The sequence below is a fragment of the Plantactinospora sp. WMMB782 genome (assembly GCF_049179135.1).
Taxonomy (GTDB): domain Bacteria; phylum Actinomycetota; class Actinomycetes; order Mycobacteriales; family Micromonosporaceae; genus Plantactinospora.
This window is the reverse complement of sequence record NZ_JBMHMC010000007.1, coordinates 5564078-5580738: the sequence shown is the minus strand read 5'-3', so window position 1 is coordinate 5580738 and position 16661 is coordinate 5564078. Positions and strand designations below refer to the sequence as shown.

Below are 16661 nucleotides of genomic sequence, written 5' to 3'. Positions count from 1 at the left end.
TCCGCGTTCGGCTGTTGCCAAGCCCAGTGAGCAGCGAAAACAGTGAGCAGGACCGCGATTTGGAGCTCCGGGGGCCACCCGACGGTCACGGACGGTCGCGCAGATAAACCGGCATGATCATGTACGGGTGCGGTATGACGGAAATGACCGGCTTAGCCCGGTCGCCCGAGTATGGGACGAGGACACCAGGAGGCTCCTTTCGATGACAACGGTGCACGAAGCGACCTACGACCTGCTCCGTTCCCTGGGCCTGACCACCCTGTTCGGCAACCCCGGCTCCACCGAGGAGCCATTTCTGAAGAACTTTCCGGCCGACTTCGCGTACGTGCTGGCCCTACAGGAGGCGTCGGCGGTCGCGATGGCGGACGGCTACGCCCAGTCCAGCGGCCGTCCGGTGCACGTAAACCTGCACACCGCGCCCGGCACCGGGAACGCGATGGGCAGCCTCGTCACCGCCTGGCACAACAAGACACCCATGATCGTTACCGCCGGCCAGCAGACCCGGACGATGAGCCTGTCGGAGCCGATGCTGACGAACGTGCGCCCCACCCAACTTCCCGAGCCGTACGTCAAGTGGAGCCACGAGCCGCTGCGCGCCCAGGACATCCCTGAGGCGTTCATGCGGGCGCTGGCCACCGCGGTACAGCCGCCGGCCGGGCCGGTCTACCTCTCCCTGCCGCTGGACGACTGGGACGAACCGGCCAACGGCACCGCCCAGGTACGCCGGGTGAGCACCCGGATCGCGCCCGATCCGGCGGAACTGGACCGGTTCGCCGAGATCCTGGCGAGCAGCCGGCAGCCCATGCTGGTGATCGGCTCCGGGGTCGACCGGGCCGGCGGCTGGGCCGAGGCGGTCGCCCTCGCCGAACGGACCCGGGCACCGGTCTGGCAGCCGCCGTTCGCCGACCGGGTCGGCTTCCCCCAGCAGCACCCCCAGTTCCAGGGGCTGCTGCCGCCGGCGATCGGGCCGCTGGCCGAGAAACTGGTCGGCTACGACACCGTACTGGTGATCGGTGCCCCGGTGTTCCGTTACTACCCGTACGTCCCGGGGCGGCGGGGCTACCTACCGGACGGGACCCGACTGCTGCACGTCACCGACGACCCCGCCGAGGCGGCCCGGGCGCCGGTCGGGGACAGCCTGGTCGGCGACGTGACGCTGGCCTGCGCCGGGCTGGCCGAGCGGCTGCCGCCGAGCGACCGACCGCTGCCGCCGCCCCGGCCCGCCCCGCCGGAGGCGGCCGGCGACACCCCGCTCTCCCCGGACGCGCTCTTCGGGGCACTCGCCGCCGAGTGGCCCGCCGACGGGATCGTCGTACCCGAGTCCCCCTCCAACCTCAGCGTGCTGCACCGGCAACTGACAATCACCCGGCCTGGCTCGTACTTCAAGATGGCCAGCGGTGGACTCGGCTTCGCACTGCCGGCGGCCGTCGGCATCGCGCTCGCCCAGCGGGACATCCGGCAGCACCGGCCGGTGGTGGCGGTGATCGGGGACGGCTCGTTCCAGTACTCGCCGCAGGCGCTCTGGACCGCCGCCCAGCACCGGCTACCGGTCGTCTTCGTGGTGCCGGTCAACCAGGAGTACGGCGTGCTGAAAGCCTTCGCCGAGCTGGAGGAGACCCCGGGGGTGCCCGGCCTGGAACTGCCCGGCCTGGACATCCCCGGCATCGCCCGGGGCTACGGCTGCACGGCGCACCAGGTGGAATCGGTGGACGAGTTCCGGACGGCGTTCCGGGCGGCACTCGGCACGGAAGGTCCGACCGTGCTCGCCGTGCCGATCAGCCGGGACGTCGCACCACTGCTCTGAAGCAGCCGTCCGAAGCCCTCCGGGTGCAACCGGAAGTGCTCCGCCCGTGGTCATCGACTGGACCGGGAACGGCGGTCCCAGGCCGGCGTCCACCCGCTGGTCCCGGAACCGCGGTCCCAGGCCGCCGTCACCCGCTGGTCCGGGAACGGCGCCTCAGGCCGCCATCACCCGCTGGTGCAGCGCGGTGACCACCGAGCGGGCCGAGACGAAGGAGCCGTGCTGCCAGGCCACCTCGTGACTGAGCCAGTCACCGGCGAAGTAGACCCGCCCGGCCGGCCGGAGCAGCAGGTCGTAGCCGGCGGTGCCGTGCGGCGGCGAGGTCCAGGCGCCCTCCAGGAAGCGGGTCCGGTCCCAGGCGTGCGAGTACGCGGTGGCCAGCTCCGAGCGGTACTTCTCGCCGTGGATCTTCACCCCCTGCATGACCGCCCGCTCCTGCCGCTGCGCCGGAGTCAGCGCGCTGTACGCCCGCGCGTTCGCCCCGGTGTTGTAGTAGCCGACGATCAGCCCCCGCCGGCCGTGGAAGCCGTACGACGGGTACCAGATGTGCGCCAGGTCCAGGTCGGTCTCGGTGATGCCGCCGTAGATGCGCTGGTCCGACTCCCACCACCGGCTGCGGTACTCCAACCCGATCTTGCCGGAGGCGGTGGCCGGGAAGCTGCCGAGCGCCGCCGTCACGTCCGTGCCGAGGTTGTGCGGCACCCGGGCCATCAGGTGCGGCGGCAGTGTCGCCACGCAGAAGTCGGCCCGGAGCAGGCGTTCCCGGCCACCCTTCCGGTAGGTCACCTCGACCCGGCCGCCCCGGTCGGTCACCCCGGTCACCTCGGCCCCGAGCTGGATCCGGTGCGGGCCGACCGCCTTCGCCAGCGCCCGGGGGATCTGGTCCATCCCGCCCACCGGCTGGAACATCAGCATCGCCTGGTCGTAGCCCAGCTCGAAGGAGAAGTACCGGCCGACGTTGCTGGCGAAGACGTCCGCCAGCGGCGGCGGGGCGCCCAGCGGTACGCCGCTGTCGTTGCCCGCGCCGGGATAGCTGGCGTACCCCCGCCGGCCGGTGCCGGTGTACGCCCATCCGCTGGTACGCCCGCCGATCGCGCCGAAGCTCTGTAGGAAGGAGAGCAGCCGCTGCTTGTCCTCTGCGGTCAGCCGGTCGTCCAGCGCACCCTGGTCGGTCGCCTTGGCCAGCAGCTCGGAGACGTAACCGTAGACGTCGGCCCGCGCGGTGCGGTAGCGGACCGGGGCGGTCATCCCGGCCGAGGCGTTGTAGATCCAGGCGTCCGCGTTGGCGTTCGTGAAGACCTCCACCGGCACGCCCAGCTCGCGGCAGTAGTCCATGGTGACCATCCACTGTGCGATCCGGCCCGGCCCGGCGTTGAAGTAGACGCCGTCGGAGAAGCCGGCCCGTTGGGTCTGCCCGTCGAGATCGGTCTCCACGTCGCCGCCCCGGACGGTCAGGTTCCGGCCGCCGGGGCGGGAGCGCGCCTCCAGCACCGTGCAGTCGTACCCTGCCTTGCCCAGCTCGTACGCGACCGCCAGGCCGGCGACGCCGCCGCCGAGCACCACGACCCGGGCGCCGGAGCGGCCGGTCAGCTGGAAGTCGGACCGGTTCGGTGCCCGGAACGGCGGTGCCGCCGACGCGGCGGTCGGGGCGAGCCCGAGCGCGCCCATGGTGGCGAGCATCGCGCCCGCCCCGCCGCTGACCCCGACCGCCCGGAGGAAGCCCCGGCGGCTGACCGAGGACTGGTCGTGCTGGTTCATACCGTCTCCTCACCAGATCCGTGGGACGCCGAGTCTGTAAGGAGTGTGTTTCCGCGACGGAACGGAGAAGATTGCCGATCTGTTTCCCGCCTGGTGCCCCGGCCCCGTCCGCTAACCGGCGCCGGCGGCGAGCCGGACGAGCATCTTGCCGACGTTGCCGCCCCGGAGCATCTCCAGGAAGGCGTCCGGGGCCGCCTCGATCCCGTCCCGGACCGTGTTGGCGGTGTGCAGCGAGCCGTCGGCCAGCCAACCGGTGGCCAGTGGCAGGTAGTCGGCGAGCCGGTCCAGGTGGTCGGTCACCAGCATGCCCCGCAGGCTCAGCCGTTTGGTGAGCGCCAGCACCAGGTTCGTCGGACCGGGCACCGGGGCGGTCGCGTTGTAGAGGCTGATCGCCCCGACCAGCGCCACCCGGCCGCCGATGTGCAGCGCGTCCAGCGCCGCCGCCAGGTGGTCGGTGCCGACGTTGTCCAGGTAGACGTCGATCCCCTCGGGCGCCGCCGTCGCCAGCTGCGCGCGGACCGATCCGGCCCGGTAGTCGACGGCGGCGTCGTAGCCGAACTCCTCGACCAGCCGCCGCGCCTTCTCCGGCCCTCCGGCCGAGCCGATCACCCGGGCCGCCCCGAGCCTGCGGGCGAACTGCCCGGCCAGCGAGCCGACCGCGCCGGCGGCGGCGGAGACGAACACCACGTCCCCGGGACGGACCGGGGCGGTGTCGGTGAGTGCCACGTACGCGGTCAGCCCGGGTATCCCGAGCACCCCGAGGTACGCCTCGGCGGGCGCGACCGAGGTGTCGACGACGGTCGCGGCGGTGGCGTCGAGTACGGCGTACTCGCGCCAGCCGAGGCTGTGCGACACCGTCGCCCCGACCGGTACCGCCGGCGCCTCCGAGGTGACCACCTCGCCGATCGCGGCACCGTCCAGGGCGGCGCCGACCCGGAACGGCGGCATGTACGACTTCCGGTCGTCCATCCGCCCCCGCATGTACGGGTCGACCGACATCCAGGTGTTCCGCACCAGGATCTGCCCCGGTCCCGGCGCCGGCACGGTGGTGCTGACGAGTTCGAAGTTCTCCGGGCCGGGTTCGCCGTGCGGCCGGGCCGCCAACCGGACCTCCCGGCCGGTCGGCCCCGGCCGATCTTCCGGCCGGCCGGTGTGAGCACCGCCGGTCCCGGCACCGTCCCGACCCGCGCCTGCGCTGGCTTCGATCGACATCCGCTCGCTCCCTCCGCTGCTGCTGGTCGACACTCCTACCCCCGGTCGGGGTCCCAGGCACCGGTCGGCGCGGTGTCCCGGACGTAGTCGGCGAAGTCCCGGGGCTCGCGCCCCAGCACCTGCCGCACCCCGTCGGAGAGGTACGCGTTGCGTCCCTCGGCGATCCAGCCGAGGCTCCGGACCAGGCTCTCCGCCTCCTCCGCCGGGGTGCCCGCCCCGGTCAGCCCGGCGAGGTACTCCGACCGGGAGACCGCCCGGTAGCGCAGGTCCCGGCCGGTCGCCTCGGCGATCTCGCGTACCGCGGCGCCGAAGCCGAGCAGTCGTGGACCGGAGAGCTGGTAGGTCTGCCCCGCGTGTCCGGAGCGGGTCAGGGCGGCCACCGCCACCTCGGCGATGTCGTCGACGTCGACGAACGGCTCCAGGCCGTCGCCGGTCGGCAGTACCAGTTCACCGCGCCGCAGCGGATGCCACAGGACCGGGAACTCGCTGAAGTTCTGTGCGAACCAGGTCGGCCGGATGATCGTCGCGTCGAGCCCGGCCTGCTGGACCGCCCGCTCGCCGGCCAGCAGTTCGGGGTCGCCGGAGGCTCCCCAGTCCCGGGCGGAGAGCAGCACCAGCCGGCGGACCCCAACGGCCGCGGCCCGGGCACAGAACTCGGTGAGCTGTGCCGCCGCGTCCGTGCCGCCGGAGTCGACCAGGTAGACCGCTCCGGCTCCGGCCAGCGCGGCTGTCCAGCTGGACTCGTCGTGCCAGTCGAAGCGGGTCGAGCCGGAGCGCGAGGCGGCGCGTACCGGGTGGCCGTGCCGGTGCAGCAGCGCGACGACCCGGCGGCCGGTCTTGCCGGTGCCGCCGAGGACCAGGACGGGTGCGTCGTTCATGCCACCCAGTCAACCCCAGACCCACGGAGTCGGCTCGGCCGCTCGGTCCGATGTCCGAAGTCCGTGCCGGCAATGCGGTGTAGGGCACGACGGTGGCCGGCATGACGGACCGGGGGCGGCGCCGGCCGGCCGGCGGGTACGGTGGCGCCATGTCCGCGATCACCGCCCTCGTCTCGGCCGGTATCCCGCACCGGGTGCTCCGGCACGGGCCGGTGTGCAGCGTGGCCGAGGCCGCCGAGGCGATCGGCGTCGAGATACCGGACGTGGTGAAGACCATCGTGGTACGCCGGGGAGCCCAGGACTTCGTCTTCGTGCTGGTACCCGGCGACCGGGTGATCTCCTGGCCGAAGCTGCGTACCCTGCTCGGGGTCAACCGGCTCGCCCTGCCGGACGCCGACGAGGCGAAGTCGGCGACCGGCTACGAGCGCGGCACCATCACCCCGTTCGGCTCCCGCACGGCCTGGCCGGTGGTGGCGGACGAACGCCTCCGGGGCCGCACCATCACGCTCGGCACCGGCGAGCGCGGCACCGCCGTGGCACTGGACGCCGACGCGGCGGTGGCCGCCCTGGACGGCCGGGTCGCCGACGTCACCGACCCCGAACCGCCCCGCTGACCGGGTTCCTGGGCGGCCGTCAGGCGCCGAGGCCGACGAGCGCGACCATCAGCGGCAGGAGCAGCATGATCAGGATCGCGCCCAGGATGTCGAAGGAGAAGCCGGAGCGGATCATCCGGGTGATCGGTACGACGCCGGAGCCGTAGACGATCGCGTTCTGCGGGGTGGAGACCGGCAGCATGAAGCCGAACGAGGCGGCGAAGGTGGCCGCCAGCGCCGGCACGAACGGGTCGATCCCGGCGGCCACCGCCACCGGGATGATGATCGGCACCACCACCGCGGCCGAGGCGGTGTTGCTCGTCGTCTCCGAGATGACGATCGCCAGCAGCACGGCGAACGCGGTGATCGCGACCGCGCTGCCCAGCCCGAACAGGTCGGCGCTGCCGTCACCGATCGTCTTGGCCAGTCCGCTGCTCTCCAGCAGTGCGCCGAAGATGATGCCGGTGCCGAAGAGCAGAATGGTGCCCCAGTCGATCCGGGCCGCGTCGGACCAGCTCAGGGTGAAGGTCCGGCTGCCCCAGTCGGTGGGCAGCAGGAAGAGCAGCGCGGCGCCGAAGACCGCGACGATTCCCTCGTCGAGCCGCCCGCCGATCCACTCGTACTGGCTGGACTCGCTGCCGAAGACCAGCGCCACCACACCGGGGGTGATCCAGAGCGTCACCGTGACGGCGAAGGCGACCAGGGTGTTCCGCTCGGCCGTGGAGAGCCGGCCGAGTTTCGCCCGCTCGGCGGCGACGTACTCGGCGACACCGTCGATCCGGCGGATCTCCGGCTTGTTCAGCAGCAGCAGGACGGTGGCGAGGGCGACGAACATCAGCGCGCAGATCGGCAGGGCGACCACCATCCACTCGGCGAACGAGATCCGCTCCCCGGTCGCCTCGGCGATCAGGTCCCGGCCGATCAGGTTCGGCGGGCTGCCGACCGGGGTGAGCAGGCCGCCGACGCTGGCGCCGTAGGCGAGCATCAGCATCAGCGCGACGCCGACCCGCAGCCGGGTCGGGTCGAAGTCGGCCGCCGCGATGCCCCGCTCCTGCAACAGCTTCGCGATCACGGCGAGGATGCCGAGCGCGGTCGGCAGCAGCATCGCCACCGTCGCGGTGTTCGAGACGAAGGCGGAGAGCAGGGCGGTGATCAGGCCGAACGTGACGATCACCCGGCCGGTGGTCCGGCCGACCCCGGGCAGCGACAGCATCCGGAACGCGAACCGCCGGGCCAGCCCGTGCTTGAGCATCGCCTGGGCCAGGATGAACGCGCCGATGAAGGTGAAGACCGTCGAGGACCCGAACGGCCCGAGTACGTCGTCGGCGGGGGCCACCCCGAGGACGACCACGGCGGCGACGCCGAGCAGCCCGCCGACCGGGATCGGCACCGGCTCGGTGACCCAGAGCACGATGACGCCGAGCAGGATCCCGGCCAGCGTCTGCTGGTTGCCGGGCATGTCCAGCGGCAGGGCCAGGAAGACCACCGAGACGAGCGGGGCGAGCCAGAGGCCGGTGGTCCGGCGGCCCCGCTCGAAACGTTCCTCGGCCGGGGAGAGCCGCTGCTCCCCCAGGCTGCGGTAGGTGCCGCCGCCCAGCAACGCCTTGTCGACGTCGGTTCTGGTGGGGGCGGCGTCGCTGCTGTCGCTGGTGGTGGCCACGACGACCTCCATCGTTCTGTACTGATGCCGGGACAGGTGTCACCCTCATTCCCGCCAGACCGGCGATCCACAACAGAAGGCGTGGAAAAGGAGTCAGATATTTCCGAGTACGCCGAACGGGTCGACCGCGCCGTCGTTGTCCAGCGCGACGATCCGGCGTCGCAGCGTGAACGTGGCACCCGGTTCCAACGTCACCTGCCACTGGCTCATCACCCAGTTGTACGCGGCGTACCCGACGAAGTCGGCCCGCTCGTAGCGGAGCCCGTACGTCTGCCGGTCCGAGCCGGTCATCCCGATCCACGGCGCGGACGGCAGGTATTCGGCGGCGGTGTCGCTGGTGACGGTGCCGTGGCCCGGTATCCCGCTGCGCTGCCCGGCACCGTCGTGGTCGAGTGCGTCACCGGTCCAGAACGTCCGGGGCATCCCGCCGTCGTTGCGGAAGACGCTCTCCGCGCTCACCCACGGCTCGCCCGACCGGATGCTGTACGTCGTCACCACCGCGATCTCCGGCACGGCGGTGCTGGCCCCGGTGGCCCGGACCGCCGCCACCGGCCCGGCGAGCACCTCCACGGCGGTGCACCGGACGGTCCGCTGCTGCCAGGCGTTGTTGCCGCGCGGCTGGGCCGCCGAGGCGTACGGCAGGTTGATCCAGTCGAGCTGGTCGAGGTGGCCGACGGCGGCGAAGTCCAGCGGTTTGCCGACCGTCACCCCGGCGAGCTGCGGGTCGTCCGTACCGGCCGAGACGGCGAGCGCCACCAGGTCGTTGCCGAGCACCAGGTCGGCGACGCCGGCCGAGGACTGCGGCCCGGGAACGATACGGCCGGTGCCGGCCCGGGTGGCCGCGCGGGTCAGCCGCAGGTCGAGCCGGGTCGGCGTACCCGCCCGGACAGCTACGTCGCGGGTCAGCGGTTCGTAGCCGACCCCGTTCACGGTGACGGTGTAGTCGCCGGGCGGGGCGAAGGCGAGCACCTCGCCGGCCGGGTCGGTGCTGCCGACCGCCAGCCGGCCGCCGTCGGCCCGGACGACCGTCACCTCCACGTTCGGCAGGGCGGCGCCGGTCGCCTGGTCGCTGACCCGGCCGACGATCCCGTCCCCGGCGTCGACCCGGCGGGCCCCCGGTACGCCGTCACGCACCTCGAACGCCGCGATCGTGTACGCCGGTGACGCCGCGTCCCGGGCGTCCAGCACGATCCGCAGGTCGGCCCGCCAGCGCCGCTCGGTGACGTCGCAGACCACGTACCCGCGATAGCTGCCGTTGTAGAACCGCACGTGCGGGTTGGCGGCCAGCCCGGCGCGGACGTCGGCGTCCCAGCCGGCGCCGGACGAGATCGAGGTGCCGACGAACTCGGTGGCGACGGTCCGGGCGCGCGGGTCGGCGAAGTCGGTGGTCAGGTCGTTGACCCAGTGGGTGTGCCAGTCTCCGCTCAGGACGACCGGGTTGGAGATCCGGTGCCGGGCGACGAAGTCGAGGATCCGGGACCGGGCCGGCGGATAGCCGTCCCACTGGTCCAGGTTGACGATCCGCCCCGGCCCGAGGTCGTAGTCGAAGGCGGCCATGATGGTCTGCTGGGCGATCACGTTCCACCGCGCCCTCGACCGGCGCAGCCCGTCCAGCAGCCAGCGCTCCTGCTCCGGGCCGGTCATCGTCCGGGTCGGGTCGAAGACCTCGCCGGTCGGTTCCCTGCGGCCGTCGCCGAGGGCCTGGTCGCTGCGGTACTGCCGGGTGTCGAGCACGCTGAACCGGGCCAGCCGGCCGAAGTCGAAGCGGCGGTAGAGCAGCATGTCCGGCCCGTCCGGCCGCTGCTCGGGCCGGAGCGGCAGGTGCTCGTGGTACGCCTGGTAGCCGTTCGCCCGGCGCTCCAGGAACGGCCGCCCGTCCCCGGCCGCCCCGGCGACCGGGCCGGCGTAGTTGTTCTGCACCTCGTGGTCGTCGAAGGTGAGCACGAACGGAAACCGGGCGTGCGCGGCCCGCAGGTCCGGCGAGGTCTTGTAGAGGGCGTGCAGCCGGCGGAACTCGGTCAGACTGCCGTCGGTGGTCTCGTAGATGTAGTCGCCGAGATGCACCACGAAGTCGAGTTCCTGCCCGGCCATGTCCCGGTAGGCCGGGTACGGGCCGCCGACCCAGGACTGGCAGGAGGCGAAGGCGAACCGCAGGTGGTCGACCTTCGCGCCGGGCGCCGGCAGCGTCCGGGTACGCCCGGTGCGGCTGACGACCTCGCCGACCCGGAACCGGTACCAGTACCAGCGGTCGGGGTGCAGGTGCGGCACCACCACGTGCACCGAGTGGGCCGACTCGGGCCGCGCGGTCACCTCGCCGTGCCGCACCGGGTGCCGGAACCCCGGATCCCGGGCCACCTCCCAGCGCACCCGCACCGGCTCGGCCGGCATCCCGCCGTCTTCGGCGTCCAGCGGGTCCGGGGCGAGCCGGGTCCAGAGCACCACGCTGTCGTGCTGCGGCTCGCCGGAGGCGACGCCGAGGGTGAACGGGGCCGGATCCAGCTCTGCCGCGTACGCCTCCGGCAGTTCCGCTACGAGCTGGCTGACCGCCACCGCCGTGGCGGTGCCACCGGCGACCCTGAGGAACCGCCGCCTGCTGATCGGAGAGACGTCCACCGCTGCCCGCACCTGCCCTTACCGCCGACGATGTCGTCGGTCAGTCTGGACAGCCCGGCCACCAGGCTCCTGAAGATCATGTGAAGCGAGGTGGTACGCCGGATGGCGGGTCGCCGGTCCGGCCGGAATGCTGGGCGGTAGACCCGGTCAGCCTTCGGTCAGCTGGCCCGGGTGCCTGGCCAGCCGGGATTCGAGCAGGCGCCCGCCAGTCGGCCGCGTTCGAGCAGGCACGCACCCGCCAGTCAGCCGCGTTCGAGCAGGCGCGCGCCTGCCTGGTCAGCCGCGTTCGATCAGGCGCGCGCCTGCCTGGTCAGCCGCGTTCGATCAGGTGGCCCACCGTGTCCGGGCCGAACATCGCCGCTCCGGAGCCGTCCCGGCGCTGGTCCGGCTCGGGCAGCGCCATCGGCTCGCCGCGCTTGCTGATGCCGACCGGACGCGGCCCGACCCAGGCGACGACCAGTTTGGACTCGCCCTTGAGGAAGCGCTGTGCGCGTACCCCGCCGGTGGCCCGACCCTTCGCCGGGTAGAGCGCGAACGGGGTCACCTTGACGCCGCTGCCGCTGGAGGTGACCACCATCGGCTCACCGTGCTCCGCCTCGTCGGTGCGGACGGCGCCGAAGAAGACCACCTCGGCACCGGAGCCGAGGTTGATTCCGGCCATTCCGCCGCCCTTGACCCCCTGCGGCCGGACCAGCTTCGCCGGGAACCGCAGCAGCGAGGCGTCCGAGGTGACGAAGGCGAGCGTCTCGGCGCCGTCGGTCAGCCAGGTCGCCCCGACCACCTCGTCGCCGTCCCGCAGACCGATCACCTCGAACTCGTCCGAGCGGACCGGCCAGTCGGGCGCGCAGACCTTGACCACGCCCTGCCTGGTCCCGAGGGCCAGGCCGGGCGAGCCGGCACCGCGCTCACCGAGCGGCGCCAGCCCGACGACCGTCTCCCCCGGCTCCAACGGCACCAGTTCGGCGGTGGACATCCCGCCGGAGAGCGAGACCGTGCCGGCCTGCTCCGGCAGCACCGGCAGCGGAAGTACGTCGGTCTTGAACGCCCGCCCCGCGCTGGTGACCAGCAGCACCTGCCCCCGGGCGGTGGTGTGCACGACGGCGCGTACCGCGTCGTGCTTGGCCCGGCCGTTGCGCCGCCGCCCCTCGGCGGCCTCCTCCGACTCGGCGGCGGTCCGGGCGACCAGCCCGGTGGCGGAGAGGATCACCTGGCACGGGTCGTCGGCGACCTCCAGCGGCCCGGCCGGAGCCGACGCCGCCAGCACCTCCTTGAGGTCCCCGTCGATGAGCGTGGTACGCCGCCCGGCGGCGAACTCGTCCACCACCGCCGCCAGCTCGTCGGAGACGACCTTCCGGAGCACCCGGTCGTCGTCCAGGATCTCGGTGAGCGCCGCGATCTCGTCGCGCAGCCGCTCCCGCTCCACCTCCAGCTCGATCCGGTCGAACTTGGTCAACCGGCGCAGCGGGGTGTCCAGGATGTAGGTCGCCTGGATCTCGGAGAGCCCGAACTGGCTCATCAGCCCGTCCTTGGCCGCCTGGGCGTTCTCGCTGGCCCGGATCAGCCGGACCACCTCGTCGATGTCGAGCAGCGCCATCAGCAGGCCGTCGACCAGGTGCAGCCGGTCGGCCCGCTTGCGCCGCCGGAACGTCGTACGCCGGGTCACCACCTCGTAGCGGTGGGCCAGGAAGACCTCCAGCAGCCGCTTGAGCCCGAGGGTCTGCGGCTGGCCGTCGACCAGGACCAGGTTGTTGACCCCGAACGACTGCTCCATCGGGGTGAGCCGGTAGAGGTCGGCGAGCAGCGCCTGCGGGTTGACCCCGACCTTGCACTCGATCACCAGCCGGGTGCCGTTCTCCCGGTCGGTCAGGTCCTTCACGTCGGCGATGCCCTGGAGCCGGGCCGCCTGCCGCTGACCCTTGCGCGGGCCGGAGGTGATCAGCTTGCCGCGTACCTCGTCGGTGATCGCCTCGATGATCTTCTCGGCGCCGACCCCGTAGGGCAGCTCGACCACGGTGATCGCCTGTCGGCCACGGCTCCCCTCCAGCGGCCCGGTCTCCACGCGGGCCCGCATCCGGACCACCCCCCGGCCCGTCTCGTACGCCTTGCGCACCTCGTCCAGGCCGAGCAGCAGCCCGCCGGTGGGCAGGTCCGGGCCGGGGACGAACTCCATCAGCTTGTCCAGCTCGGCGTCCGGGTGGTCGATCAGCCAGCGGGCCGCCGCGACCACCTCGCCGAGGTTGTGCGGGATCATGTTGGTGGCCATCCCGACCGCGATCCCGGAGGTGCCGTTGACCAGCAGGTTCGGGAAGGCGGCCGGCAGCACCGAGGGCTCGGTCAGCGAGCCGTCGTAGTTGGGCTTGAAGTCGACGGTCCCCTCGCCCAGCTCGCCGACCAGCAGCATCGCCTCGCGGGACATCCGTGCTTCGGTGTAACGGGCCGCAGCCGGTCCGTCGTCCGGGGACCCGAAGTTTCCATGTCCGTCGATGAGTGGGGCGTTCAGCGAGAAGTCCTGGGCCAGCCGGACAAGGGCGTCGTAGATCGCGGTGTCACCGTGCGGGTGGAGGCGTCCCATCACGTCACCGACGACCCGGGCCGACTTCACGTGTGCCCGGTCGGGCCGGTGCCCCTGCTCGCTCATCGAGTAGAGGATGCGCCGGTGCACCGGCTTGAGGCCGTCCCGCGCGTCCGGCAGGGCACGGGAGTGGATCACCGAGAAGGCGTACTCCAGGTAGGAGTCCTCGACCTCGGTGGCCAGTGGGTTGTCCAGGACCCTGGCCCCCGCCTGGTCGAAGGCGGAGAGGTCGACCTTGGGTCCCTTGCCCGTACGGCGTGCCATGGTGTGCAGCGCTGCCTTTCCTCGCCGGCCGGGGATGCCCGGCCGCTGTCGGTTCCGCGTGCCTGTGGTGTTTCCGGTCGCCTGTCCGTGTGGGACAGGTCAGGCGTCGATCGCCTCCTGGTCGACCCGGTTCGCCGAGTCGATCAGCCAGTTCTTCCGGGGCTCCACCTTCTCGCCCATCAGCAGTTCGAGGACCTGCTCGGCGGCCTCGGCGTCGTCCATGGTGATCCGCCGGACCATCCGGCTGGCCGGGTTCATCGTGGTGTCCCAAAGCTCGTCGGCGTCCATCTCGCCGAGCCCCTTGAACCGGGGGATCGGGGTGACCACCTGCTTCTTCGCCTTCGCCAGCCGGCCGACCGTGGCCTCCATCTCGGCCTGGGTGTAGGTGTAGTGGGTCTCCGGGTTCTTGCCCCTGGTGCTGACCTTGTGCAGCGGCGGCACGGCGGCGTAGAGCCGGCCCGCCTCGATCACCGGGCGCATGTACTTGGCGAAGAGCGTGATCAGCAGGGTACGGATGTGCGAGCCGTCCACGTCGGCGTCGGCCATGATCAGGATGCGGCCGTACCGCAGCGAGGCGAGGTCGAAGGTGCGCCCGGAACCCGCCCCGAGCACCTGGATGATCGCCGAGCACTCGGCGTTGTCCAGCACCTGCTGGAGACTGGCCTTCTGGACGTTGAGGATCTTGCCCCGGATCGGCAGCAGCGCCTGGTATTCGCTGGACCGGGCCAGCCGGGCGGTGCCGAGCGCGCTGTCCCCCTCGACGATGAACAGCTCGCTGCGCTCGACCCCGGTGGATCGGCAGTCGACGAGCTTCGGCGGCATCGCCGCGCCCTCCAGCGCGGTCTTGCGCCGGGCGGCGTCCTTCTGCTGCTTCTGGGTCAGCCGGACCCGGGCCGCGTCGACGATCTTCTGCAGCACCGTACGCGCCTCGGCCCGGGTCCTGCGGTCCTCCAGCCAGGCCTTGATGTGCTGCTCGACGACCGTCTGCACGACCTTCGTCACCGGGGCGGTGGAGAGCTCGTCCTTGGTCTGCGAGGTGAACTGCGGCTCCGGGATCCGGACGTGCACCACCGCGGTGAGCCCCTCCAGGATGTCGTCCAGGACCGGGGCGTCCTCCTTCGGCTTGAGCAGGCCGCGGGCGTTGCGGATCGCGTCGACCAGGGCCCGGGTGGCGCCCCGCTCGAAGCCCCGGCGGTGGGTGCCGCCGTGCACGTTCCGGATGGTGTTGGTGAAGCACTCGACGGTCCGCTCGTAGCCGGTGCCCCAGCGGAACGCCACCTCGACCTCGGCCCGCCGCTCCACGTTGCTGCGCATCACGCCGTTGGCGTCGGCGGCGTTCTCCCGGTAGCTGCCCTCGCCGGTGACCAGCAGGGTGCCGGAGACCGGCTTGTCGGCGGCCGGCGACAGGTAGTCGACCATGTCGGCCAGGCCGTTCGGGAAGTGGAACGTCTCGGCGCTGATCGCCCCGCCGGTGGCGTCCCGCAGCACGTAGGTCACGCCGGGCACCAGGAACGCGGTGTGCCGCAGCTTGGTGCGGACCGCCTCCACGTCGAGGGCGGCGCCGGTCTCGAAGTAGCGCGCGTCGTGCCAGTATCGGATCGACGTGCCGGTCCGCTCGCCCCGCTTCGTCTTGCCGAGCAGGCGCAGCCCCGGGTGCGGGGTGAAGACGGCCCCGGCACCGGCTCCGTCGAAGATCCCCGGCACGCCGTGCTGGAACGACATCTGGTGGATCTTGCCGTCCCGGCGGACCGTCACGTCGAAGCGCCGGGACAGGGCGTTGACCGCCGAGGCGCCGACCCCGTGCAGGCCGCCGGAGGTCTTGTAGCCGGAGTTGCCGAACTTGCCGCCCGCGTGCAGCCGGGTCAGCACCAGCTCGACGCCGGAGAGCCCGGACTTGGCGTGCACGTCGGTCGGGATGCCCCGGCCGTCGTCGTCGACCTGCACCGAGCCGTCGGCGTGCAGGGTCACCTCGACCCGGGTCGCGTGGCCGGCGACACCCTCGTCGGTGGAGTTGTCCACGATCTCGTTGAACAGGTGACCCACGCCACGGCTGTCGGTCGACCCGATGTACATGCCGGGGCGCTTCCGGACCGCGTCCAGACCCTCCAGATGGGTGAGGTCGTCGGCCCCGTACAGGATTTCAGGCTGTGCAGTCAACGAGGTGAACTCCCGAAGTTGCTGGTCGGCGAGCTGGGCGCCGGGACGGCCCCCACGCCGGTAGCGAGCGTACCCACTGCGGGGGCCGGTGGCCGGCAGTGCGCGGCCCGGCCGGGCCGCGTGGCGAGGAACATCACCCGATTGTCGCCGCCGGGTACGACAGACTCCCACCGGGGCCTGCGGTGCCGGTGGGGCTGGCGTGAATCGGGATGCGGGCGGGATCTCCAGTACGGCAGGATGTCCGGTATGCCCAGCATCCGACCGCGCGGGAGACACTGACCTGCCGGGCGCCGGCCGCCGCCGAGCCCGGTCGGCGGACCGTCGCCGGATCAGCCCGGAACGAGGGTGCTGAACCGCTCGCCCCGGTTCACCCGGTCGATCAGGTCCAGCACCGCCGCCGGGCCGCCGTGTCCGGCCACCCACCTGCTGACCCGGCAGGCCGCCACCGCGTAGAGCCGGTCACCGCCCCGGGCGGCGAGCCAGTCGTCGAGCGTCTGTGGCAGCGGCTCGCCCGACACGACCCGGCAGCGGTCCGCGGCGGTGGCCGGCAACAGGTACCGGAGATCGTCCGAAACCAGTACGGCCAGTCCCTCCTGGAACCACTGCGGCACGGCGTCCGGCGACCGCAGCCGGTGGTAGAGCTCGACGTGCGACCGCTCGTGGGCGGCGATCACCACGTCGACGCCGCGCGGCGACAGCAGCACCACGCGGTCGAGGACCGCCCTGCCCCGCTCGCCGCCGCCACCGATCCGGCGGTAACAGGCGTCGGTGTAGCAGACGAGCAGCCGTGCCGAACTCCGCTCACCGCCGTAGAACGCGGCCACCCGCCGGGCCGCCTCGTCCGCCACCTCGGCCGCCCGGCTGCGCTGCTCGGCCGGGACGCCGCGTTCCACGTACAGGCCCGGTCGCAGCTGTTCGAGGCCGTAGCAGGACGGGCAGAAGGCCGCCGCGACCGACGGGAACGCCCACGACAGCCCGGCCGACACGGCCACCAGCAACGCGACGACGACACCCGCCGCCCAGAGCAGCCGCCGGCGACCGGTACGGCGGAACGGGCGGGACCGACCCATCACCGATCCTGTCGGTCGGGATCGGCGGACCGCAGCCCGCGGCCGACGACGCCGACCGGGCGCAGCACGCCGGGCAACGCGCT

The 16661-nt window shown here is 72.5% G+C and carries 10 protein-coding genes; 2 read left to right on the top strand and 8 right to left on the bottom strand.

The genetic code is table 11. The annotated features are described in order from the left end of the window. Positions 1–202 precede the first annotated feature (202 nt). Positions 203–1804, top strand: coding sequence for a benzoylformate decarboxylase (gene mdlC / locus ACN28A_RS27110; protein WP_421399555.1), 1602 nt, complete (start codon positions 203–205; stop codon positions 1802–1804). A gap of 153 nt (positions 1805–1957) precedes the next feature. Here the strand turns inward: mdlC and ACN28A_RS27105 are convergent, their stop codons facing one another. The 3 genes from ACN28A_RS27105 to ACN28A_RS27095 all read right to left on the bottom strand — a co-directional run bounded on the left by ACN28A_RS27105 (position 1958) and on the right by ACN28A_RS27095 (position 5649). Then, the gene (locus ACN28A_RS27105) at positions 1958–3559 is read right to left on the bottom strand and encodes a flavin monoamine oxidase family protein (RefSeq protein WP_421399553.1); all 1602 of its coding nucleotides are present in this window, start codon (positions 3557–3559) and stop codon (positions 1958–1960) included. A gap of 111 nt (positions 3560–3670) precedes the next feature. Continuing rightward, a complete protein-coding gene (locus tag ACN28A_RS27100) occupies positions 3671–4771 on the bottom strand; it encodes an NADP-dependent oxidoreductase (RefSeq protein ID WP_421399550.1) in 1101 nt (366 codons plus the stop codon). A 35-nt stretch (positions 4772–4806) separates the two neighbouring features. Further along, positions 4807–5649 (bottom strand): NAD(P)H-binding protein, encoded by an 843-nt coding sequence (locus ACN28A_RS27095; protein ID WP_421399547.1) that lies wholly within the window; start codon positions 5647–5649, stop codon positions 4807–4809. A 149-nt stretch (positions 5650–5798) separates the two neighbouring features. Between ACN28A_RS27095 and ACN28A_RS27090 the strand changes: the two genes are divergently transcribed. Next, complete coding sequence (locus tag ACN28A_RS27090; protein WP_421399544.1) at positions 5799–6263, top strand: aminoacyl-tRNA deacylase; 465 nt, start codon at positions 5799–5801, stop codon at positions 6261–6263. A 19-nt stretch (positions 6264–6282) separates the two neighbouring features. Here ACN28A_RS27090 and ACN28A_RS27085 read toward each other — a convergent pair whose 3' ends face one another. From ACN28A_RS27085 to ACN28A_RS27065, 5 genes are all read right to left on the bottom strand, one after another. Further along, the gene (locus ACN28A_RS27085) at positions 6283–7902 is read right to left on the bottom strand and encodes an SLC13 family permease (RefSeq protein ID WP_421399542.1); all 1620 of its coding nucleotides are present in this window, start codon (positions 7900–7902) and stop codon (positions 6283–6285) included. 93 nt (positions 7903–7995) lie between these two features. Then, positions 7996–10515, bottom strand: a complete 2520-nt coding sequence (locus tag ACN28A_RS27080) for an alkaline phosphatase D family protein (protein ID WP_421399539.1) — start codon at positions 10513–10515, stop codon at positions 7996–7998. A 310-nt stretch (positions 10516–10825) separates the two neighbouring features. Beyond that, a complete protein-coding gene (locus ACN28A_RS27075; protein ID WP_421399537.1) occupies positions 10826–13351 on the bottom strand; it encodes a DNA gyrase/topoisomerase IV subunit A in 2526 nt (841 codons plus the stop codon). 99 nt (positions 13352–13450) lie between these two features. Next, on the bottom strand, positions 13451–15508 hold the full coding sequence (locus ACN28A_RS27070) for a DNA gyrase/topoisomerase IV subunit B (RefSeq protein WP_421399534.1): 2058 nt from the start codon (positions 15506–15508) through the stop codon (positions 13451–13453). A 329-nt stretch (positions 15509–15837) separates the two neighbouring features. Next, positions 15838–16578, bottom strand: coding sequence for a hypothetical protein (locus tag ACN28A_RS27065; protein ID WP_421399532.1), 741 nt, complete (start codon positions 16576–16578; stop codon positions 15838–15840). Between the last annotated feature and the right edge of the window lie 83 nt (positions 16579–16661).